Annotated in this window: 18 protein-coding genes; 1 reads left to right on the top strand and 17 read right to left on the bottom strand. The window is 41.4% G+C overall.

Features of this window, described 5'->3' with window-relative positions; translation table 11 throughout:
- Positions 1 to 54 precede the first annotated feature (54 nt).
- Complete coding sequence (locus ACOJQI_RS09830; protein ID WP_421385045.1) at positions 55 to 561, top strand: hypothetical protein; 507 nt, start codon at positions 55 to 57, stop codon at positions 559 to 561.
- A gap of 623 nt (positions 562 to 1184) precedes the next feature.
- On the opposite strand, the gene ACOJQI_RS09825 is transcribed toward ACOJQI_RS09830, so the two are convergent.
- The 17 genes from ACOJQI_RS09825 to ACOJQI_RS09745 all read right to left on the bottom strand — a co-directional run bounded on the left by ACOJQI_RS09825 (position 1185) and on the right by ACOJQI_RS09745 (position 24432).
- Positions 1185 to 2291 carry a glycosyltransferase family 2 protein gene (locus ACOJQI_RS09825; protein WP_421385044.1) on the bottom strand — a complete coding sequence of 369 codons (1107 nt, stop codon included), beginning with the start codon at positions 2289 to 2291 and terminating at the stop codon, positions 1185 to 1187.
- An 87-nt stretch (positions 2292 to 2378) separates the two neighbouring features.
- On the bottom strand, positions 2379 to 3905 hold the full coding sequence (locus ACOJQI_RS09820; RefSeq protein ID WP_421385043.1) for a phytoene desaturase family protein: 1527 nt from the start codon (positions 3903 to 3905) through the stop codon (positions 2379 to 2381).
- A gap of 47 nt (positions 3906 to 3952) precedes the next feature.
- Positions 3953 to 5326 (bottom strand): aldehyde dehydrogenase family protein, encoded by a 1374-nt coding sequence (locus tag ACOJQI_RS09815; protein ID WP_421385042.1) that lies wholly within the window; start codon positions 5324 to 5326, stop codon positions 3953 to 3955.
- 10 nt (positions 5327 to 5336) lie between these two features.
- Positions 5337 to 6833 (bottom strand): phytoene desaturase family protein, encoded by a 1497-nt coding sequence (locus ACOJQI_RS09810; RefSeq protein ID WP_421385041.1) that lies wholly within the window; start codon positions 6831 to 6833, stop codon positions 5337 to 5339.
- Entirely contained in the window at positions 6823 to 7719 is an 897-nt protein-coding gene (locus ACOJQI_RS09805; RefSeq protein ID WP_421385040.1) for a phytoene/squalene synthase family protein, read from the bottom strand. The genes ACOJQI_RS09810 and ACOJQI_RS09805 overlap by 11 nt, the downstream gene beginning before the upstream one ends.
- A 186-nt stretch (positions 7720 to 7905) precedes the next feature.
- Complete coding sequence (locus ACOJQI_RS09800) at positions 7906 to 8706, bottom strand: alpha/beta hydrolase (protein WP_421385039.1); 801 nt, start codon at positions 8704 to 8706, stop codon at positions 7906 to 7908.
- Between the two features lie 302 nt (positions 8707 to 9008).
- Positions 9009 to 10535, bottom strand: coding sequence for a BCCT family transporter (locus tag ACOJQI_RS09795; RefSeq protein WP_421385038.1), 1527 nt, complete (start codon positions 10533 to 10535; stop codon positions 9009 to 9011).
- A 393-nt stretch (positions 10536 to 10928) separates the two neighbouring features.
- Positions 10929 to 11276, bottom strand: a complete 348-nt coding sequence (locus ACOJQI_RS09790; protein WP_421385037.1) for a hypothetical protein — start codon at positions 11274 to 11276, stop codon at positions 10929 to 10931.
- A 232-nt stretch (positions 11277 to 11508) separates the two neighbouring features.
- Positions 11509 to 12681 (bottom strand): sugar ABC transporter permease, encoded by a 1173-nt coding sequence (locus ACOJQI_RS09785; RefSeq protein ID WP_421385036.1) that lies wholly within the window; start codon positions 12679 to 12681, stop codon positions 11509 to 11511.
- Between the two features lie 11 nt (positions 12682 to 12692).
- Positions 12693 to 14213: an ATP-binding cassette domain-containing protein gene (locus tag ACOJQI_RS09780; protein ID WP_421385035.1), complete on the bottom strand. Its 1521-nt coding sequence runs from the start codon at positions 14211 to 14213 to the stop codon at positions 12693 to 12695.
- 83 nt (positions 14214 to 14296) lie between these two features.
- Positions 14297 to 15364 (bottom strand): sugar ABC transporter substrate-binding protein, encoded by a 1068-nt coding sequence (locus tag ACOJQI_RS09775; protein ID WP_421385442.1) that lies wholly within the window; start codon positions 15362 to 15364, stop codon positions 14297 to 14299.
- Between the two features lie 709 nt (positions 15365 to 16073).
- Positions 16074 to 17165, bottom strand: a complete 1092-nt coding sequence (locus tag ACOJQI_RS09770) for a sugar ABC transporter substrate-binding protein (protein ID WP_421385034.1) — start codon at positions 17163 to 17165, stop codon at positions 16074 to 16076.
- A gap of 5 nt (positions 17166 to 17170) precedes the next feature.
- Entirely contained in the window at positions 17171 to 18718 is a 1548-nt protein-coding gene (locus ACOJQI_RS09765; RefSeq protein ID WP_421385033.1) for a response regulator, read from the bottom strand.
- The gene (locus ACOJQI_RS09760) at positions 18696 to 20165 is read right to left on the bottom strand and encodes a histidine kinase (RefSeq protein WP_421385032.1); all 1470 of its coding nucleotides are present in this window, start codon (positions 20163 to 20165) and stop codon (positions 18696 to 18698) included. Before ACOJQI_RS09760 ends, ACOJQI_RS09765 begins: the two co-directional genes overlap by 23 nt.
- Positions 20162 to 21139 (bottom strand): sugar ABC transporter substrate-binding protein, encoded by a 978-nt coding sequence (locus ACOJQI_RS09755; protein ID WP_421385031.1) that lies wholly within the window; start codon positions 21137 to 21139, stop codon positions 20162 to 20164. Before ACOJQI_RS09755 ends, ACOJQI_RS09760 begins: the two co-directional genes overlap by 4 nt.
- Positions 21140 to 21293: 154 nt before the next feature.
- Complete coding sequence (locus ACOJQI_RS09750; protein WP_421385441.1) at positions 21294 to 22268, bottom strand: tRNA dihydrouridine synthase; 975 nt, start codon at positions 22266 to 22268, stop codon at positions 21294 to 21296.
- Between the two features lie 244 nt (positions 22269 to 22512).
- Positions 22513 to 24432 (bottom strand): LTA synthase family protein, encoded by a 1920-nt coding sequence (locus ACOJQI_RS09745; RefSeq protein ID WP_421385030.1) that lies wholly within the window; start codon positions 24430 to 24432, stop codon positions 22513 to 22515.
- Positions 24433 to 24532: the final 100 nt, after the last annotated feature.

Below are 24532 nucleotides of genomic sequence, written 5' to 3'. Positions count from 1 at the left end.
AAGCTCAAAAGCAGGAAACGTTGCATACCCTGATTAAATGAGGAGGGGTTACACATGCAATTGCCTGCCATTGATCTTGGCCTGATGGCTCAACATCTTGCCGCCCATGAAGGAGTCATCTTCAAACTAAAAATCTACCATCAAAACGTTCAGAATGAAGCGCTAAAAAAAATACTGAGAATCCATATAGAAACACTAAAAAGCCATGTAGCAGCAATGCTCTTACTGATTGATCCGAACCGGGTTCAAAAAGTACATCTGCCGGATTTAAAAGCCAATATAGATGAAGCCATAGGAAATTTACTTCCATGGGAAAAAAATATAGCTTTAGAAAGCCGATCCACAGCTAAATTAATGGGAACCGATAACTTTAATTCCGCAGCAATGATGAAGAATGACAATGTAAAATCCATTCATACCAAAATGTCCAACCAGGATATTCAGTTACAAAGAATGTACAATAAAGTAATTGCTGCGGCAAATGCAGATTATGTACCGATGGCGTCTTTAGAAGAACAATGGATGACACTGCAGAAATACCAGCATGTTATAAATGAATAAGATGGATCCAAATATTGACCAGGAAAGGGTAAAAGAGAAGTTGTTTTTTTTTACCCTCTATTTTTATTATTTTCTAGTTTACATAACATATATTATAGGAAGTCATCCAAAATTGAGTTATTACGTCTCAAAACCTAAGAATACTACTAATATTGAGACGTAATAGAAATTTTTATATAGCAAATTAGTAATTCATAAATTACTATCATTTTATTTATTTGATTTCCTATTGATATCTTACCGACCATCCGTTCATATATTTTCAATCACCAGACAATTACTTTCTTTTTAATAATGCTTCGTTCGTTCACAATCCAATACTTTTTTGGATTACCAGCAATTTAAAGAATGCAAATACTCCACTTGTACTCTCTTTTTTTAACGCAAGTTTACATAATACTATTATGTACATTTTTCAACGTTATTCCTCGCTTATTCAATTATCACTTCAGCAAACTTGGATAAATAGCTTCTCTCCCCTCTTTTCAGTAAAATAAACAGCACCCCTGAGACCAGTAACTATAAGAAAAGAAGCACGGAATCCATCCCGTGCTTCTTTAATCACAAATAATGACTGTATCATGGCTACTCGCCCCCATAATTTGCACAAGGACTAAAAACCATCAAACCTTAATTTTCCGCCCTTTCCACTTCACAGAATGGAAAACATTCACCCGAATGAAAGAGTACAGATAAATCCCTGCGAAAAATAAAAACAGTACCGGGTAAAAAGGGAATACCGCCCATCTGAAATCACCGACCCTGCGGGCAAACAATGCCGTCTGAATCGTATAAAGGATATACAAAACTCCACTCCAAACCATGGCAGCAGCATCCCATTCAATTATGGAAGAAATCAGTGCTCCTGCAATGGTCAAACTGCCTGAAATCCAGAGGATGACCATCAACATAACGACTGGGTGAGTAGACTTGGAACCGACGGCAAAACTTTTGCACCAGCCTTCAATCAGGCTCTCCATACCTTCCGGGTACATACGCAGGGAGATGATCCCTTTGCCGCCCAGGCAGCGAACTGGGAGATTTTTATCAAGAAATGCTTCGCCCAGTGCGAGATCATCCATGATGGCTCCCTCGATTCCTTTATGCCCACCGGTCAAATAATAATCGTCCCGGTCGCATAGGATGCATGGACCGAACGAGCCAGCAGTCTTAAACCTCGACTCCCAGATCGTAAACAGATTCATCCCCACCACGACAATGATATTGAATACAACCGAAAGGTGTTCATACCACTGCTTAACTGTATGAAACGGCTGCAAGGCCACGATGCCCCGGGCTCCTTTTTCCTGATAGAAATGCAGTAGATTGCTTATCCCATCTACACTGGTGAATCGCGTGTCCGCATCTAAAAACAACAGCCAGCTCCCTTTTGCATGCTCGGCACCGAGCCAGCAGGCTGAAGACTTTCCTGCCCCATTATTCTGCAGGACGGTCGCACCGTAACTTTCCGCGACAGCCGCCGTATTGTCCGTTGAATCGTCATCCACAACCAGTATTTCAAATTGTTTGAAACGCTGCTCCTGCAGTGATTGCAATAAAGGTGAGATCCTGCCTTCTTCATTTCTGGCAGGGATAATAATGGACAGAAACGGGAGACTGGCCGCATTTCTCGAGGTGAACTTTGGAACCGGCAAGGACCAGAACATGAGGATGCCGATAACCAATGCCAGAAACCCAATAGCGAGATTAACTATTTCTGATGCTGTCACAAAACCTGCCTCCTTTCTCTGCGTGTGAGTACACAGCTATTGCGAATCAGCATATATTTACGTGTCCACACACAACTCACTCAGCGCCTATTTTACTGAGTAATCATGCAAGATGCCTGTATCATCCTGTATCAGTTCCTGTGCTGTGATTCGGGCAGATAACAGCACAATCGGAACACCGGCCCCGGGATGTGTACTGCTGCCCGTAAAATATAAATTCTCACAATGAGTGGCCTTGCTTTGCGGCCGATAATGATTGCTTTGATCAAGGGTTGGCTGCAGACCAAACGTCGCGCCATTATAGGCATTGAATTTCGACTCAAAGTCGAGAGGAGTTGTATGCGTTTCGGTAACAATCTCCTCTTCAATGTTTTCGAAACCACGGATTTTCTTTAATTCATTTAAAATGTAACCTCGATAATAAGAAACGGTTTCCTCATCCCATGTATAATCTGCGGCTGCGATATTAGAGACCGGCATCAGTATATACAATCCATCCTTCCCCTCGGGTGCAAGGGATGGATCCATTTTAGAGGCAATGTAAACATAAAAGGATGCATTAGTCAGTTTTTTTCCGTCAAAAATATCTTCCAGATTCTGATTCAAATTTTCATTGAAAATAAAATTATGTACATGGTCGATTTCTTCGTATTTACGGTCCATACCGAGATATAAGAGAAAACAGGAGCAGGAGTATTTCATGCTGTCGATTTTTTTATCGTTAAATTTCCCTTTGGCCTTCTTGTCTTTGACCAGGTGTTTCATGGCATACGGGAAATCTGCATTACAGACGACATAATCCGAAGGAATTGTTTGGCCGTCCACGATGATCCCGTCCGCCTTCTTATTATTAATGCTGATTTCCTGCACATCTTTGCCGTAGTGAATTTTTCCTCCAAGTTCCTTGAAGAGCCTCTCCATGGCAAGGGCCATCGTAAACATGCCGCCTTTAATGAACCATACTCCATATAAAAATTGAATCATCGGAATCATGGTATAAAAAGATGGACTTTTAAGAGGGGAAATTCCAATGTACAGTGTTTGGAAACTGATCAGCTGTTTCAACCGTTCATTCTTAATGAACTTGCCTATAAATGTGTCTGCTGTATCGTAAGGTTTCAGTTTCAACGCTTTTTTCAACATGGGGAGATTATAAAAATCAGACCTCTTGCGGAATGGTCGCTGAAGGATGTGCTGCTTTGCGATGACAAAACGCTTGTAAATTTCATGCAGATAGTTAAAAAATCCTTCTGTGTCTTCTTCACTGATCGATTCAATCGTCTTTGTCAATTCGGTTAAGTCTGAGGAAATATCAAAAGGCTTGTCAGGAATATCACTGAAATAAGCCCTGTAAATCGGGTCTAATTTTTGCATGGGAATATACTCATCAGGGTCTCGGCCGCATAGTTCAAAGATCTCCCGATACAGGTCGGGCATCATGACGATACTCGGCCCTAAATCAAATGTATAGCCATCCAGCTCTATTCGATTCATTTTGCCACCGGGTGTTGGACCCTTTTCATAGATTTCCACTTCGTACCCCGCATGCTGCAGTCTGATGGCACTGGCCATCCCTGCAACACCTGCACCGACAACAATGACTTTCTTACTCATGTGAATCCCTCATTTCCTTACTATATGCTGCTTCAATTCTCTTCCTATTACAACAGCCACTTCCTCAACTTTTTTAATGCCTTCATATTTCGATTGGAATACGGTGGGAATTTCCCCCGCATACGGATGAAGTGATGAGCTCTGTAATCTGTCTTCTCATAACTGAACGTCTGAAAACCGGCTTTGCCGTGATAAGCACCGTAACCGCTTCTCCCCTTCCCGCCAAACGCGATTTGGGGGCTAGCAGCGTGATGGATCACTTGATTGATGCTGATGGTCGGTGACTGCATGAGGTCCTTGAACATCCGGATTCCATTCATATCTTTGCTGAACATGTATCCCGTAAGTGCATCCCGTTGAATCATTCTACTGGATAACAATGTGTTTAAATCCGAATAGGGAATCACGGGAAGGACCGGACCGAAAATCTCTTTGTGCAAAATAGGACTTCCTGGTTCCATATCAGTCACCACGGTCGGGGCAATGTACCGATCATTTCGATCATATGCACCGCCGTGCGAGACATCCCCCTGCCCGATAAACTCAACCACCTTTTGAAAATGGGCTTCGGTACAGATCCGGCCATAGTCACCGTTCTCATGTGGTCGTTCCCCGTAGAAAGCGGTGATCGAAGCAGAAAGTTCAAAAAGCGTTTTTTCGAAAATGGACTCATGGACAAACAGGGTGTCCGGTGCAATGCAGGTTTGTCCAGCATTGAGGAATTTTCCCCAGACGATGTCCCGGATGGCAGCTTCGGAAAAGCCCGTTTCATCGAGGATACAGGGGTTTTTCCCGCCAAGCTCCAGAATCACCGGCGTTAGCTGTCCTGCTGCCTGCTCAGCAACAAGTTTTCCGGTCTCGCTGCTTCCTGTGAAAAAAATCAGGTCAAATTGGGATGAAGTCAGCAAGCTGGCAGTCTCTGCACCCCCCGTCACAACAATTATTTGTTCTGGAGGAAATGCATGATTCAAGACCTCTTTCAGCAGATGGGCCGTTGCCGATGCATGCTCGGAAGGTTTGATCACGCACCGGTTTCCGGCGGCGATTGCCCCGATAGCCGGCATCAAGGAGAGCTGGAGCGGGTAGTTCCATGAACCAATGATGAGCACACTCCCGAATGGATGCCTCTTTCTGTTTATTGTTTCCACATATCCCATTTTCAAATGCCGGGAACGGTCCGGCCTCATCCATCTTGCCAGATGATCATAGATATAATCGATTTCATTTAATAAGATGGCGATTTCAGATGAAAAAGCCTCGAATGCCGGTTTTCCCAAATCGAATCGGAGGGCATCGATAAATGCCCCTTCATGCTCCAAAAGAATGTTCTTTAGCTTCAACAGCTGTTCTTTACGTATTTCAATTGAGGGGCTTCCCTTGGAAAGTAAATCCTCCCTCTGTCTTTCCGGTAGTGCCTTCAAAAAAGCCTCCTCAGGCATGGGTGGAATCCTTTTCCATGATCTTTCTTCCTACAAGCTGGCCGCTTAAAGTAACCATCGGCATTCCGCCGCCCGGGTTCACCGTCCCGCCCACAAAATAGAGATTGTTATAGCGTTCACTCTGTTTCGGATGCTTGAATCCTTTGTTCTTCTTTTTGTCTGAAACAGTTCCATAAATCGCGCCGCGGTCGGAGCCATACGTCCTTCTGATATCTTCAGGTGTCCACATATCCTTCGTAACGATATGTTCCCTTAAGTCATCGAGGCCCATTTTTTCCAATTTGATCAGCACCCGTTCGGCGAATTGTTCATAATCCTCCTGTGTAAACGGGTTTTCATCCCGTATAAAAGGAATATGCGGCAGCACTTTAATATTTTCATGTCCTGGAGGAGCCTGCGTCGGATCGGTCTTATTGACGTTTACAAGATAAATGACAGGGTCATCCGGCAGTTCACGGCGATGGAAGATCGATTGCATTTGCTCCTTCATATTTTCTGCAAAAAAGAAATTATGATGGCGCAGCTGCGGATAGCTCTTTTTCACACCCAGATGCATCACAAGCCCGGAAGAGGCCGGCTCGAATTTCCTTTTCAGCTTTTTAATATAATGGCTATCTTCCTGTAACAATCGTTCGTAAACCGGGATGACTTCCATATTGGAAACAAAATAGTCTGCCTGCAATGTTGTCCCGTCTTCCAAAACAGCTCCTGTGATTTCGCCATCCTTCTTTTCAAGCTTGACGATCTGCCTTCCAAGGTGGAAGTTAACACCTATCTCTTCAGCCAGCTTCACCATGCCGTCCGCCAGTTTATTCAAACCACCGGGTACATACCAAACACCCTGGTCATGCTGCATGTAGATCATCATATTCAGCACGGCAGGTGCATCGTAAGGGGACGAACCGACATACTTGATAAAATAAGAAAGCATATCGCGGAACTGGTCATTGCTGATCCGTTTATCAATCCCGCCGTGAACCGTCGAAAACAGATCAAAGTTCTTAATCGCACTGAACAGTCCCGTATGCTTCATGATTTCTCTCGTCCTGTCGACACCATGCTGAAAATAAGTTTTATCCGTCATATCATAAAGCGTCTTCGAGTAGTTCAGCAGATTTTGATATTCATGGATATCCTTTTCACTCAAGGACGGATTTTTCTCTAGCATGTCCTTCAAATCTTCATATAAGTCTATGACATTTCCATCAGGGAAAAAGGAGCGCCACTGATGATCCAGCTTCTCGATTTGGACGTAGTCCTTCATTGATTTCCCGCTGGCCGCAAACAATCTTTCAAAGATCTGCGGCATTGTCAGTATAGATGGGCCAAGATCAAAGCCAAAACCATCCTGATCCAGGCGGTTCAGTTTTCCGCCGATGTGATTGTTTTTTTCATATAATGAGACATCGTAACCTGCCTGTGCCAGTGAAATCGCAGCCGAGAGCCCCCCGAGTCCGCCTCCGATGACAATTACGGTTTTATTTTTCAACTGTTAATGCATCTCCTTCCCGCAAATCAAGGATGCTGTAAGCTGCAGCATTGATTTGGGTCATTTTTTCCTTTGTCACATAATTCCTTTTGCTTAGGCACTGATAGCCATTGTTTCGAACAGCGTCAAGTATGCCCTTATAAATATGGGCAGACTGGTAGACGGGGATTCGGCTATCAGCGTCGAACAGCTCTATATTGAGTAAAAACTCGCTGTACAATGATTCGGCACGCGCAGCAAGTTTCTCCCATAAGTTTATGAATTCATCATTAATCAAGCCCTTATGTAAATCACTCTGAGAATATTGAAAATGGCTTAGTTCGTCTTTGGGTAGATAAATGCGCCTCTTCTCATGATAATCCTCACCGATATCCCGCAGGATATTCGTTAGTTGCATAGCAACGCCAAGACTGACAGCGGACGAATGTAAATCCGTTGAAGATTTCGTAGCAATAACAGGGAGGAGCATTAAACCGACAGACCCAGCTACATAGTAACTGTATTGTTCCAGCTCTTTCATCGTATTCGGGGCTGTGAACGTTAAATCCATGGATTGCCCGGTCAGTTGGTCATAGAACGGGCCGATATCCATCTCATACCTATTAAATACGTGTCTAAGTGCGCGCCACAGTGGTTCATCCAATTCCTCTTGATCGTTGAACAAATCAAGTTCCACCTTTAGTTGTTTCAGGAGCTGAACCTTTTTGATGGATGAATGGTTTCCATCTGCACACTCATCTGCGGTCCTGCAAAAAGCATAGATGGCATAAACAGCATGTGCTTTTTCACTTGGCAGTTGTGAAAATGCATAGTAAAAGCTTTTGGAATGTTTTTTAATAATCCTTTTACAATACTCAAAATCCGCTTGCCTTTGCTCTTTATCCATACCCATCTCCTTTTATGTCCATATCATTGATATATCGTTATACCCTTCAAATGACTTGATCATCTTTTTTCTATTGCTACCAAGTCTGTAATCTTTTCACTTATTTTATACCCTGTTTTACTACCAAAAAACTTTTGATGTGCTGCAAAACACATTATAGGAAGATAGGAATACCAAAGTTGGAAATCAATTTTGCTCTAAGGCGGCCGCTGCTTTGATTTTCATCGCTATCAATTGCCATGCCTCTTCTGCTCTTTCTCTTGGCCCCAAATGGGTAAAAGCATGGGAACAGCCTTCGAACAATACATCCTGAACGCTCACGCCTGCTGTTTTTAATTTTTCAGCATAACATTCCGCTTCAGGTCTGAATGCGTCAAACTCCGCTATAAGGATAAGGGCTGGGGCTAAGCTGGCGCTCACTTCTGCTCGAACCGGGGAAGCAAGAGGATGCTCAGCTTGATCTTTTAAAGGTACATAACACAAGTTTAGAAAATGAGCCACTTGAGGATAGCGGGCACGCCACTTATCCGGTTCAGGTTTATCTCCATGCGGCGTGACAAAATCCAGCATCGGGCAGGACAGCACTTGGAGCAGCGGCTGATCTTCCTCTTTCTCTTCAAGGGAGAGACAGAGCGCTGCTGCGATATTCCCACCTGAACTCTGTCCGCCCACCATGATTTTACCCGCATCAATATTCAACTCATCGGCTCTACCCTTCACCCATTGAAGAATGTCATAGACCTGTTCAATGGGTTTCGGAAAAGGAAACTCCGGTGCTTTCGCATAATCGACATTCAGCACAACACATCCTGCCTCATTGGCCAGGAAGCGGCAATAGGGATCATCCATCTCCTTTTCATTCATGATGAAAGCACCACCATGGAGATTGATATAGACAGGGAGCTTTTTCTGTTTCACCCCCAGAGGATAATAGAGGGAAACGGGAGTAGGGTTCACAGATGTTTCCACTAATACGTCTGTTTTCATTTCTACCTCCTTCAGGGGAAGCATCGGTCTTTTTTTTGCTTGGTTTGGTAAGTGCCGCAGTACTTTTGCGATGATACGTTTGAACATGGGTGTCACCTCGCTTTTAAATAGTTCTGTATTTTATCTGCTATGGAATTCTTAAGTTCATTATGGCATTTACTATCTATTCCACAAAAAGAAGCGCATCCCTGCTTTGATTCTTCCCTCTCTCTAAGCTCCGAAACAGATTCACCACTAACCTATTGCCGAATAGAAAAAGCCTTGTACCCAAGAATGGATACAAGGCTTTTGTGTTATGGTGTTTAAATAGGCTTTTTCTTCTTTTCAGGAATTCTTAACTGTCCGATCCCCAGTTCTTTTGCTTCCTTTTGCAAAGCTTTAAGCAAACTGATGACGATTAATCCCAAAATGATGGAAAACGGAAGAGCTGCTATAATCATCGTATTTTGCAGAGCCTGCAGACCTCCGGAATACATCAATACAAGAGCAGTACCAGAAAGATAGATTCCCCATGTAATCTTAATTGGGTTACTAGGATTCTGTGACCCGTTCGATGTCATCATCCCTAGCACAAACGTACCGGAGTCTGCTGATGTAACAAAGAACGTTATGATAATTACTATGGCTAAAAGTGAAGATACCATAGAGATTGGATAAGTTTCCAGCAAACCGAATAGAGATTCAGGAGGTGACAAGGAAGAGATCGAAAGTAATCCTGTCAATTCGGTTGTAATAGCCGCCCCTCCAAATGTCGTAAACCAGATGAAACAAATAAGTGTTGGCGCAAGCAGGACATAGACAATAAACTCCCTGATTGTTCTTCCTCGGGACACCCTGGCAATAAAGACTCCTACAAATGGAGACCAGGCAATCCACCATGCCCAGTAGAAGATGGTCCATCCGTTGATCCATCCACGGGCTTCTTCGTTCATAGGTGCAATACGAAAACTCATATCAAGAAAATGTTGAAAGTAAGTACCCACTGTGTCGACTAAAAGATTTAGAATAAAAAGAGTAGGTCCGAATATGAACACGAAAAGAAACAGGATTGCTGTAAGTCCCATATTCAGATTACTTAAGATCTTAATCCCTTTACCTAATCCAGTTGAGGCAGAGACGATAAATAAGACAGTGACAATCGCAACAATGATGGTCTGAACAACAATATTGCTTGGCACCCCAAACAGGTATGACAGTCCCCCGTTAATTTGCGAGGCTCCAAACCCAAGTGTAGTTGCAACACCTAGAATGGTTGCAATGACAGCTATGACATCAACCACTGTTCCCAATGGTCCATCTACATATTTTCCTAGCAGCGGCCTTAAGGTCTTACTGATTAAGCTCCGCTCCCCTTTTCTAAAAGTAAAATAAGCAAGAGCTAGAGCAATGGAACCGTAAATCGCCCAGGCATGGATTCCATAGTGAAAAAATGTGAATCTCATCGCATCCTTGACCCCTTGATTGGTACCGACTTCACCTGTAGGTGAACTGATGGCAAAGTGGCTGATCGGCTCGAAAGTGCCATAAAATAAAAGTCCGACTCCCAGACCTGCACTAAAAAGCATGGCCACCCAAGTCGGGCGTGAAAACTCAGGAACGTCATCCTGTTTTCCCAGTTTGATCCGGCCTATCGGACTGACCAATAGATAAATACACACTCCGACAAATACGGTAACAATCGCCAGGTAATACCAGCCAAAACTATCAAGGATAAAACTTTGAGCGCTGCTTGTAGCGCTTTCCAGTGATTCTGGCATCAATACCCCCATGAGCACAAGACCTGTCATGATGGCTAATGATATGTAAAAAACATTTGTAGCACTTTTCATATGTAATTAATAACTCCTAACTTTGATGCATTTTTTGAATGATTGGTAATAAGGGCTTTACTTCGAATGGGTTAAATGAGGAATCAAAAACAATATTTTTAAGGGGGTAATATTATTCTCGTACATCATCTCGGGTACCTCTCAACATGGGACCTTATTATTATATCCTTTATACCCTTACTGATTCAAAGTTCATTTGTAAGGATTATTTTTCATATGAAGCTTTCACAATATAATAAAGCAGAAAAATGCAACTATTGTATAGAAATACTCCCTTTTAGTTCTGTTTACGGTGATAGAGTAACAATTTCTATACTATATGTTAACCGCAACCCATAAATAATCCTTAAAGAAAAAACGGCATCCTTTTTGCTGGATGCCGTTTTAATATGCCTATTTGTATGTTGAAGCTAAATCTGTCTTCGTTGTTCCTTCCTTCCGCTTCACTTCCTCAATCTTATCAACGAACATTTGGAACACTTTGCGTTTTTCATCCAATTCTCTTATGTATTCTTTCAATTCATTGTATTTTTCTTCAAAAGGCTTATGATACATCTGGCGGATATTCCTGATGATTTCATCGTTAACAGTGGACTGGATCACTTGCTTAGTAATTCCATATTTATAGGAATAGACCCGGAGCTCTTTCTTTAATTCTCCATATTCATCATTGATTTGATCCAGCACCTCGGAAATATCTGCTTTCCACTCATCCAGTGATTTCGCTAAATAGTCTTCCATTTTGGCCTCCCCCATTTTTATGTAAAAGAACTTATGTAATATCTCTTGCAACCCAGTATAACGAAACTTGGTTACATGCTTTTTTCCAGAAGGTTACATTGTAGTATCAATTGATTAAATTGATTTAATTAGTAAACGATTGGCTAATAAACTATGAAGATATAAAACAAGCCGGTCTTAACCATTATCATTCAATGGATAAAACCGGCTTAACTTTTATTAAACATGTTCATTATGCTCTCTGTCTGCGTGTCATGACATCAAATATAACGGCTAGAGCGAGAACTCCCCCGCGAATCATATATTGTGGTGCGATCCCGACACCCATCAAGTTCATTCCATTTGTCAGGGTGGCCATAACGATGGCACCGATGACAGCTCCTGTCACTTTACCTACACCACCCGCTGCGGATACACCACCTACGAATGCAGCTGCGATCGCATCAAGTTCAAAAAGAGTTCCTGCTGTCGTTGTAGCCGCTTGCAGGCGAGCTGTAAAAAGAATCCCTGATAGTCCTGCGAGCATTCCCATGGAACCGAAAACGAGAAATGTTATCTTACTAACACTGATACCACTAAGATGTGCTGCTTCAGGGTTGCTTCCCACTGCATAGATATGACGGCCGATTACCGTTTTGGTAGTAACGAAGTGATAAACAGTGACGACTAATAAAATAATGACAACTGTCCAGGAGATACCATTATAACCGGCTAAAAGCCAAGTAAAATAAGCGATGATCGCGGAAACGAAAACTACCTGGATAATAAACATAGATTTTGATACTACATCAAAGTTATATCTTATTTTATTTCTTCTATTATGGACGGCACTGAAGATATAGAGTACAATACCGATTGCCCCTATAATGAGTGATAATAAATGTAATCCTCCTACTTCCATGATGGATGGAATATAGCCATTCCCTAGGGCATTGAAAGCCTCGTTGTCCACATTAATCGTTCCGGATTGTTCTGTTACTAACAGAATTGCCCCTCGGTAGATAAGCCATCCCGCTAAAGTTGCAACAAAGGCTGGGATTCCGACTTTTGCTACCAAAAAGCCTGTAATGGAACCAGCAAGAATACCCAGTATCAGGACAATCGGTATAACCAGATAGACCGGTACCCCGTTCAGAAGCAGGATTGCTGCTATAGCCCCTAGGAAACCAGCAAGAAATCCAATCGATAAATCAATGTGCCGTATTACGATGACAAGCATGACACCGACAGCGAGCACTGCAATGTATCCTGCTGAATCCAGTAGATTACTAATGTTCCGTGAAGACATAAATAATCCATCGGTCAAGATGGAGAAAGTGACCATTATAACCAATAAAGCAATGTACATGCCATAATCACGTATATTATGTTTAATGACTTGCTTTGCTTCTTTTAACAAATTCATCTGTTTACCTCCTATTGCGTCGCAAGCTCCATTATATTTTCTTGACTTGCTTCCTCAGATGACATTTCACCTTTTATCTCGCCCTCTGCCATAACATATACTCGATCGCTCATTCCCAGAATCTCACCCAGCTCTGATGAAATCATGATGATACTCATACCTTTGCTGATCATTTCATTCATAACAGTATAAATTTCGAATTTTGCCCCAACATCAATACCGCGGGTCGGCTCATCCAGAATCAATAACTTTGGACTGACAAAAAGCCATTTCCCTAACGAAACCTTCTGTTGGTTACCGCCGCTCAGATTTCCAACCAGCTGCTGGATTGATGGTGTTTTTATGCCTAATGAGGATCGATATTCTTCCGCTACCTTAATTTCCTCGTTTTCATTAATGATTCCGTTAGCGGAGATTCCTTTTAAATTACCTGCAGAAATGTTATTTTTAATATCCTGCAGTAAAAATAGTCCATTACCCTTCCGATCTTCTGTTACATAAGCAATTCCAGCTTTGATGGCATCATTCGTGTGCTTATAGTTGGCAAGCATTCCATCTACAAACAAATCTCCTTGCAGCTTGTAATTTTTTGCATTCCCAAAAATGCTTTGAGCAAGTTCCGTTCTCCCTGCACCCATCAAGCCTGCAATACCAACGATTTCACCTTGCTTAACATGGATGTTGACATCCTTTGCAACCTGGCGGCCTAACTTAGGATCGTAAGCAGACCAATTCACCAGCTCAAGTATCTTTTCACCAAATCTTTTCTCAGGTCTTTTTGGATAGATGTCGCCAATTTCCCGGCCAACCATATTTTTAATAATGGCAGCTTCCGTTATTTCACCTTTAGAAGCTTCCAGTGTACACATTGTTTCACCATCACGGAGGACCGTGGCTTTATCCGCTATAGCTATGACTTCTTTCAGTTTGTGAGAAATCATGATGCTGGTTATGCCCTGTTCTTTTAAAGCTAGTAACAATTCCAGTAGATTTTCACTATCGTCCTCGTTCAGTGCTGCTGTCGGCTCGTCTAATATGAGGAGCTTGACTTCTTTACTCAGTGCTTTTGCAATTTCAATCAATTGCTGTTTTCCTACACCAAGATCCTTTATCAATGTCTCAGGATTGACATTAAGCTTTACTTTTTCGAGCAGCTTTTTGGATTGAACAATTGCTTCGTTCCAGTCCAGAACGCCGCGACTCTGTATTTCGTTATTAATAAAAATATTTTCATATACAGCAAGATCCGGAAATAATGCCAGCTCTTGATAGATGATTGCTATACCTGCTTCTACACTGTCACTTATTTTATTGAATCGTTGCTCAGTGCCATTAAAAATGATATCCCCTTCATACGTACCATAAGGATAGACACCGCTCAGCACTTTCATCAATGTCGACTTGCCGGCACCATTTTCTCCAACAAGACAGTGAATTTCTCCTCTTTCCACTTTGAAGTTCACATTAGATAATGCCTTAACTCCTGGAAACTCTTTTGATATCTGGTTCATCTCTAAAATATAATCGCTCATGTTATGCCTCCTTAACCAGACCACTTAACAATCAAGGAAAAGTGATAGAAAGCCTATCACTTTTCCTTCTCTAACATTCTTCTTTATTCCAGACCCGTAAATTCACTAGCTTCATAGTATCCGGAATCAACGATCTCAGCCTTTACATTGTCTTTATCAACACTGATGACATCAGATTGTTTTGCTGGTACTTCAATGGATCCGTTGTCATAAGAACCAGTTGTTTCAGGTTTCTCACCATCAAGGATGGTTAATGCCATATCCATTGCATCTTTTACCAACGTACGAACATCTTTAAATACGGTCATTGACTGTTTACCATCGATAATGTACTGTATGGAAGCCTTTGTTGCATCCTGTCCTGAAATCACATAGCTTGTAATGGCGCTGTCTGCTGAAAATACGTCAGCAATCGCACGTGCAGTGTCATCGTTTGGACCAAGGATGGCTACATCACCTTTCATGTCAGCACCTGCTGCCGTCAAGTGTGTTTCCGCTTTGTTTTTCGCTTCGTTTGGATCCCAGCCAGTCGTCAGCTGACTGACGATTTTACTCATTTCTTCACGTGATAATTCCGCTTTGTCTTTTAGTGCTTCAGCTTCACTTGAGTTAGCGATTACAAATGTCCCATCTGCAATTTTTGGTTGAAGGACATTCCATGCACCTTCGAAGAACAAGAAGGCATTGTTGTCTGTTGCTGCACCAGCATATAGGTATAACGGAATTCCAGAACCTTCTGTGTGGTCAACCAAATATTGTGCTTGTGCTTCACCAACTGCTACACTGTCAAATGTTACATAGTAATCGACAGCATCAGTATTAGTAATTAAGCGGTCGTAAGAAATAACTGTGATTCCTTCATCTTTAGCAGCTTCTACCGCACCGCCAGCTGAATCACCGTCAACAGGAGTAATAATCAATACATCAATGCCTTTACTGATTAATGTGTTCACATTTTCCTTTTCTTTAGCCGAAGAGCCTTGGCTGAATAATATTTCAGCAGAGTAATCGGAATCAGCGATTGCCTCTTTAAATCTCTCTTCATCCTGAACCCATCTTTGCTCATCCTTAGTCGGAAGGACGATACCTACTTTAAGGTCACTGCTTCCTCCAGTACTGCTGCTGCATCCGGATGCAATAAGGACCACCATAATGGCAACTGATAATACAATGAATAATTTCTTCACCTTCTGTAACCCCTTTCAAAAATGTTTAGTTGTTCTAACAATCTAAATATATCAACCCTTAACCTCTATGAAAACGCTTACTAATAGCACTTTTTTGGTATCCGTCTGTACTTTTTAAATTTTCTTATAATTAAGGTGGGTTTTTTTAAAGGGCATATTTTATGAGTACTACTATGCACCCTAAATCGTAAGGTAAAGTGCAACCGAAACTGTCAGCCTGATTGGGAGATTAAGTGGAAATAATGGTCGAGTAAGGGAGCAGGTCAGTAGTCAAAGGAAGTCTTATCCTTAAGTGAGTGATCACAGATCCATAAAATAGGGGGAGAAATTCCCCTTAAACTGCATTACTCGACTGAGTTAACGATAAATAAGGGCAAATTCTCCCCTTATGAAGAAGCAAATTTAACCGTAATGGACAAAATCCGTTTTGGTTTTTTTCATGCCATTTCATTATTTGATTCGCTACATAAATCGCAAGGCTGCAATTTATATTTCAGTGTGGAAACGTGTGTGAATCCAGATGCAAAAAAACATTTAATAGCAGTAGTAATGCTGTAATACCAATAAAAAATAGCATACGAAGATTGGTGCAAATTCGTATGCTAAAGACTATAGATTTTTTTGTTTTGTACCTCTAAAGTGAAGTACTTAGTTTTCAAGTTCCATGTCCTTTCTAATGGTCATTCAGCTGGTATACTTCTTTTTTCTCATGAAATCCATCTGCAATGATCGTTTCATCCAAATTTTCTTTATTTACCGCAATCGGCGAAAGGAGTACGGAAGGCACTTCCACCTTACCATTATTGATTCTCAGGTCATTGTCAATGTCTTCTCCCTTGGCAAGGTTAACAGCAAGTTGAGCCGCCATCTCTGTTAATTCTTGGATCGGTTTATAAACCGTCATCACTTGTTCTCCTGATACAATTCTGCGGACAGCTGCGAGGTCCCCATCCTGACCCGTTACCGGAATCTTTCCAGCGAGTCCCCGCTCCTCAAGCACTTCCAGAATGGCACCAGCGGTTGTATCATTGGGAGCGATAATAGCATCAATTTGATTTCCATTTGCATCAAGGGCCAGCTCTATATTTGTTTTTGCATTCGACGGGAGCCAGTCTTTCGTCCACTGGTCAAAGACAATGGTTATATCCTCGTTATCAATCAATGGCTGAAGTATTGAAAATGCTCCTTTTTTGATTAAGTGTGCATTATTATCGATTTCTGCTCCGCCAATATACACATAATTACCTTTAGGTACTAATCTTGTAATAGCTGTGGCTTGCAATTCCCCGACTTTCTCATTGTCATAGGAAACATACATGTCCACTTCTGCATTCGTTACTAACCTGTCGTAAGACAATACCTTTACACCAGCAGCATGAGCTTTTTCTACTATGGCTGCTGCTGATTCGGCATTCTGGGGAATTATGACCAACACGTCAATACCCTGGCTGATCAGTGTTTCTGCTTGCCATATTTGCAAAGCATCATCACCATCTGCTGACATGATTTCCACTTGAGCCCCCAGCTCTTCCACCGCTTGTTTGAATAACTTTCGATCCTTTTGCCAGCGTTCTTCGAGTAATGTTCCCATAAGGAAACCAATTTTCACTTCGTCCCCGGCTGTTTCTGTTTCGTGGGACGTATAAGAGTTACTGCTTATTGAATCTTCCATTCTCAGATTTTCTTGCTGCTCACAAGAAGAAATTATCTGCAGGAACATGAGCATGAACAGCAAAATAAACACTCTTTGAAAAGTACTAATCATTTGTCCTACACCAGCTTTTTATTTTCTAATAAGTTCTTTCGATATTCAGTCGGCGAAGATTGACACATTTTTTTGAATACCTTACTGAAATAGTTAGGATCATGGTACCCAACTTCAAAAGTGATTTCCTTCAAGCTTTTCTCTGGATCCCTCATCAATTTCTTTGCCTTTTCTATACGGCATTCGGTTAAGAAATGGATGTAATTCACACCCAGCTGCTCCTTAAAGATCTTACTGATGTATATCGGACTCAAACCGATTACCTTACCTATTTCCTCGAGTGATATATCTTGGTAGGCATGCTCAATTATATATTGCTTAATTTGTTGGATTGTATTTGCCTCCAATTTCTCATCATGTTTCTGTGAATATTGATGCAGCCTCTCCAGAACATGACTCGCCTCTGCACGTAACTGCCTATAATCAGTAGCTTTAAATGGATAGAGTGGTGAGTCTATTTCTACTCCCATTTCACTCAGTACCTGGGAGATGATCCAAAGCATTTCCATAAGACGCTGTTGCGTTTGCAATAATTCGGAACCATCTTTCTCATAACCGTCAATCAAGTCATTCATGATCGTTTGTACTTCTTCCCAATCCCCGCTGCGGATATAGTCAAAAAATTGCTTTTCATATTGTTTGGAGGTATGCTCATCAAAGCCAGGAGCAAGAGTCGGTAAATCAGAATAAAAACGGTATTTGACCGGTAGGGATAAATCCCTTGCAGCTAATAATGACTCTTGATAAGACTGCCTGATTTCCTCCAACGAACGATAGACACTTCCTATTCCAATGAACCACCCAGCGTCTTCATCTGATTGTACGAGTTTCAAAATTTCTTTTGCTAACAAGGTAGCTTGTGAGCGGTGAGATTGGCCTTGTTTTTTGAAAACGATGATGGGTAATTGGCGGCCATATAATGCACCAAGCCAGCCGCTCCCAGCTTTCCTGATTTTTTCCCTGATTGCGGAATAGTAACTTTCGGACCCCGGGGGGAGCATTACACTCATGACAAATTTCTCTTCTATCATTTCCATATTTAACATATCCACCAACTCGTGAAGATGGACTTCATGGACATGATCGAACAACAGCTGTGTGACCACATCCGTTTCAAAAACGGACATGGCTTTTTGTAATGTCTCCTGTTTCTCCTTATCTGCTTCCTTTAACCTTTGTTGTTCTTTTATTTGATTGAGGGCTTTTCCAACCGTTTCCACAATGTCTCTAACTTTGGTTGGTTTCACCATATAATCAATCACACCAAGCTTCAATGCCGAATGGGCATAGTTAAATGTAGCGTAAGCAGTTATCATAATGAACTTAATATGAGGAAAGTCATGATTGATTTTTTCAATGGCATCAAGGCCATTCATGCCGGGCATTTGAATATCCATCATTACTAGGTCAGGTTGAAATTCTGCCGCCGCCTCGACAGCAGTCCTGCCATTCTTCGCCTGCTTGATGATGAGGCCGGGGAAATTCCTCTCCAGAATTACCTGCAAGGCATCACGTTCTATTTGCTCGTCATCAACCACTAGCAGCTTGATCATCTCTTGCAACTCCTCTCTCCTTTAAGATATCAATCGTCACTTTTGTTCCACTGCCTGCTTTCCCACAAATATTAATCACATTTTCATATCCATTAAAAAGCCGAAGACGTCTTACTACATTACTCAACCCTATTCCTGATGCATGCCCGTTCTTTGGCTCATGTAGTTCTTCTTCATCCATGATTTTTTTAATGATAGTTTCCGGCATACCTGGACCATTATCTTCAATCTCAACCGTAACCCTGTCTCCTGAATCTTTGACCCTGAACCAGATGGTCCCGCCGTCTTCGTTTGGTTCTACCGCATATATGACTGCATTTTCAACTATTGGTTGGAGGGTCAGACCAGGCAGTTCAATATGCAGGCAGGATTCGTCTATCTCAGTATGAAATGTAAGCCGGTCTGTAAATCTGGCTTTTTGTATACTCATATACTGTGTTAGTACATTCACCTCATCATACAGTGTCATTGTCTTATCAAGGTGTTTGAGGTTATAGCGCAGGAGACCCGCGATACTGACAAGTAAATCGCTGGTTTCTTCCGATCCTTCCAAATAGGCCTTTTTCGAAACAGTATTCAATGTATTAAATAAAAAATGAGGATTAATCTGGCTTTGCAAGCTTCGAAGCTGGCTTTCTTTAAGGAGGAGCTTACTTTCCTGGAGTTCTTTTTCCAGCTGGGCCTTCTGCTGAATCTCGATAATCAGCTTATTTATATTGGTTCTCATGTGCTCAAACATCCTTGCCAAAAAAGCCATCTCATCCTTGGAATCCACTTCAATCTTCAAATCAAACCGTCCCTTTGATAATTCACTGGCTGCCCGTGTCAGCTTTTCTAAAGGTTTCGTTATCCTTAAAGAAAACCAGTAGGTATAAAGCAATAATAAGAATGTAATTAATAGCAGCAGCCAAAGTCCAAGCTGGTTCAGTTTTTCGGATTGATCAATGATTCCGCGATACAATCGATCATATGTACTTAATTCCGTATCAATGAGCGATAGTGTCGTGTCTGAAATATAATTGGAAATATACGTAGCTTCGTTGAGTGAATCTCTTGCGTTCTCGATTCCCTCTTCTGAATGAAACACAAGGGCCCGGTCTGTAACTTCTAATAAACTATCAAGCAGGTTGACATAGTTGGCCATGGCAAATTCATTCTCCGCATTCTCAAAGCCGGCAACCTTCTCTTGCTTATTTAGAATGTCTTGCATACTTTGATTCACGCTATTCAAATTTTCAGCAGTAGGAAGAAGCAGGTAATTATTTAACCCTGTAACCAATTGCTGACTTGTCGTCCTTATTTCATTCAACACTAAGTACCGTTCAAGAATATTATTATATTGATCTTGCATTTTTTGATTATAAAGGGTGAGTGACATCCATATAGTCGCCATGATCAGTAATACGATTACCGCGAGCATCCAAATCTTCTTCTGGATATTTGTCATTGTATGTCTGTCGCCTTTACCATCTTAATATCAGTCAAATAGCCCTCAAGATTGAGTGGAACCTTCTCATTATTCAGCCATTGGGCCATCAGGTGCACACTTCGTTCTCCCATTTCTTCAGGGGATTGCTCAATCATCCCATCAAGCTTTCCTTCTCTGAGAGATGCTATTGAGGCACTGCTATCATCAAAGGAATAAATATAATATGGTTCTACTTTTGAACGCTTTTCAATTTCCCCGATGATGTCATCCGTAAAATTAGAGTTAACTGCGATGAATGCATCCACATTGGGGTAACGGTTCAATAAATCCTTAGTCAGAGCGGAGCCCTGCTCTCTGCTATCTTCAGCTTCTGCTGAAATCATTGTGATTTTCGGATACCTTTTAAGAGAGGCCTGAATTCCCCTCAATCGTTCTTTTTGATAATACTCCTGCTTGCTGTCGACCATGAGAATTACTTCTCCTGATGTACCCATATCACTGATAAGCTGCCTTGCGATTAATTCTCCCGCAAAGCGCTGGTCAGAACCCACATAGGTTTTTCTAAGACTTTCTGACGCCGGCACATCATTCGCCAAAGTGATGATAGGTATGCCATAGGAGGCAGCCTTAACCTTAGCTAATTCTTTAAACCCGTCCGTATCCAATCCTTGAACAATAATACCGTCTACTTTTGAATAAATCGCTAATTCAATTTGCTTTAAAAAGTTTTCCTGGTTGTTCCCATAGCTTCCCCATACTTCCAGTGTGACATCTTCTCTTTCCGCTTGAAATCTGGCTCCATAACTAACCTGATCCCAAAAAGGGGTGTCCAGCTCCTGTGTTATCAAAACCAAACGTACATCCAGAGATTTCTCACTGGATTCCTCTGGCAACTGCCAACTGGCACTATAAACATCAATTGCTGAACGAATTGTAAAGTAAAAAAGGAAAACACAAATGACAGCGCTTACTAAAGTGGCGATCTTCCTCATATGCTGGCGCTCCTTTAATAGATAAAAGTATAATTTTAATTATAGCAGGAATAGGCCAATTGTTGTGTGAATTTTCAGAACCTCGCACAAAGAAGAACTTTTTCCACATAAATAAAAAGAGCCGCAGTCATAGACTGCAGCTCTTTTTAAGGTTCTATCTATCAATATTTTCACTATCAAACTGATTAAGCAATGCTCGCACTTCATCAGTTGTCTGTGTTTCCATCAATTGATGTCTTAATTCACTGGCGCCCCGGAATCCTTTGACATAGATTTTGAAAAACCGGCGAAGAGGCTTGAATGGACGTGGTTCAAATTCGTTTGTGTATTTATCGAAGAGGTCAATATGCAGTCTTAAGAGATCCAGCAATTCCTCGCTGCTGTGCTCTTTCTTTTCCTTTTCGAATGCGAACGGATTATGAAAAATACCACGGCCGATCATGACCCCGTCGACACCGTATTTTTCAACAAGTTCCAAACCGGTTTGGCGGTCAGGGATATCCCCGTTAATCGTCAAAAGTGTATTTGGAGCCACTTCATCACGAAGTTTCTTAATCTCCGGGATCAACTCCCAGTGAGCATCCACTTTACTCATTTCCTTTCTTGTCCGCAAATGGATGGAGAGGTTGACGATGTCTTGTTCCAGAAGGTGTTTAAGCCATTCACGCCATTCTTCTACTTCCGTATAACCAAGTCTTGTCTTCACGCTTACAGGTAATCCACCTGCTTTTGCAGCTTGAATGAGTTCCGCTGCAAGTTCCGGACGGCGGATAAGGCCAGAACCTTTCCCATTCCCTGCGACGTTAGCTACAGGACAGCCCATATTGATATCCAGTCCGCGGAAGCCTTCTTCCGCCATTCCGATACTCATTTCACGGAAAAACTCGGGTTTATCACCCCATATGTGAGCCACGATCGGCTGCTCATCTTCCGTATAAGTCAAACGCCCGCGCACACTTTGGCGGCCATTTGGATGACAATAACTTTCCGAATTCGTAAACTCTGTAAAAAACACATCAGGTCGAGCTGCTTCACTCACTACATGACGGAAAACAACATCTGTCACATCTTCCATCGGTGCCAATATAAAAAATGGTCGTGGTAAATCACGCCAGAAATTATCTTTCATTCCATAATTCAACCCTTTCAACATCAGGTCATCAGGAAAAATCCCGATGTAACCACAAAAATAAAAAGCAAAGATATCTCGCTTCTTTACTTCCTCTACACTTATACCATGATTAAACACTATTTATCAATCTAAATTCATTTTCTCAATATAATTTCCACATAATCAAAAATCCGATCTCTTACTCAAAACAAAAAGCTGCTGAGCATATATGCTCAACAACTTTTCATATTAATTGGTTACACTACTCATTTGGATCCTCAAGGATATATTTATAGTTTGAACGATCAACTGGGGTAAACCCTTCTGGTGTGTAGAAGCGCAAAAGGTCTCCTTCGACAACCCTGTCGGAATAACCCAGCTCTTTCTGAGTCATTTCCTTCAATTCTTCTGCTCTTTCCGTCCCTTCTATCTCTTCGCCAGTCGCAGAGTCATAATACTTACCGCCAGTGTAAGTGATTTCAGGACTTACAAAATCACCATTTCTAAATGGCACCAATTCATCATGGTCCTCAGATAATAAATCTGTACCAAATTGAAGGTATGGCTTTGTTTCAATTCCTAATAAATGCATAAGAGTTGGAAGTAAATCAACTTGACCGCCATACTGATGCATTTCGCCGCCTTCCATTCCAGGTACATGAATCATTAATGGCACCCGCTGCAGACCGGCACTTTCAAATGGTGTGATATCTTTATTTAATACTTTTGCCATTGCCTTGTTATGATTTTCTGAAATTCCATAGTGGTCACCGTACATAACGACAACCGTATTCTCATATAATCCGGATTCTTTCAGGTAATCAAAGAATTCCTTAATGGCTTCATCTGCATATCTTGCAGTCTGGAAGTAATTATCAACCGATGCATCTCCTGTTGTATGAGGAGCAATCGTTGTTTTTTCCTGATCCATTTTATAAGGGAAGTGATGAGATACTGTCAGGAATTTAGTGTAAAACGGCTGCGGCAATGATTCAAGTAATGGCTGGGACTGTTCAAAGAACGGCTTGTCCATTAACCCGTATTCCGCTAGTTCGTCTGATTCTAAATTATAGTAGCTTGCATCATAGAATCTATCAAAACCGAATGATTTATATATCTCATTCCGATTCCAGAATGTTCCATTATTGCCGTGGAACACAGCTGAAGTATAACCATTTTGTCCTAAGATTGCAGGGGCAGCCTGGTACGTATTCATTCCTTTTAGGGCGAATGCTGAACCTTGCGGCAATCCGTACAAGGAATTTTCTAAAAGAAACTCTGCATCTGAAGTTTTTCCTTGTGCTGTCTGATGAAAGAAGTTGTCAAAGTACAACGTATTTTTATCTCTCGTTAAAGAATTCAAATACGGAGTGACTTCTTCACCATGAAGCTGATAATCAATCAAGAAGTTCTGCATGGATTCGAGATGGAGATAGACCACGTTCATCCCTTTGGCAATACCGAAATATTCGGGATTGGGTTTAGCATAATTTGAATTGTTATAGGCAAGAACTTCCGCCACATCATCCGAATCTGCAAGCGCCCGTTTGGAAGAAACCCTGATGCTCTGCACAGCATCATATATCGTATAGTTATACATCCCCAAATACTTGACAATATAGTTGCGGTCGAACGTTCTTGTTAATAATTGCGGACGGTCTTTTTCGGCAAGATGCAGGTTCACTGCAAGTATCAAAACAGCCGATATCAGAATTGCCCCGACATATCTGCCTTTAATATTAACATTGATAGATTGTTTCTTTTTAAGGAACAGTCCAACGGCAAATAAAATAATTGTGTCCAGGAAAAGCAATATGTCATAAGGCTTTAAAAGTGAAGTAACACTCGTACTTACATCCCCAAAGTTATCCGTCTGCATTAGAGTTGGAATTGTAATAAAGTCACTAAAGAAACGATAATACACCACATTTGCAAATAATAAAAAGCTCAGTATAAAGTCAAACACAACGAGCCATAGGAATTTTCTCTTATTTGACAGTAAGGATAACCCTAAAAATAATAGGATGGAACCTAATGGATTTAAAAAGAGGAGGAATTCCTGCAAACTGTTATCCAGACCCAATTTAAATTCGATATTTTGTACTAAATATGTTTTAAACCATAATAAAACAACCGCTAAAAAGAAAAGGCTCAAGTGGCTTTTTTGGATTTTATCAAACATATTTACTTTCACCTCACGTCATCTTTTTACTAGTAAACTATTAAATCGTTGAAACCATTCAATCATTTTATAATAAAATTAACAAAATGTAAAGACACTT

The organism is Bacillus salacetis (genome assembly GCF_049177075.1).
In the GTDB taxonomy this organism is placed as follows: Bacteria; Bacillota; Bacilli; order Bacillales; family Bacillaceae_B; genus Rossellomorea; species Rossellomorea salacetis_A.
This window is presented reverse-complemented; position numbering and strand designations above follow the sequence as displayed.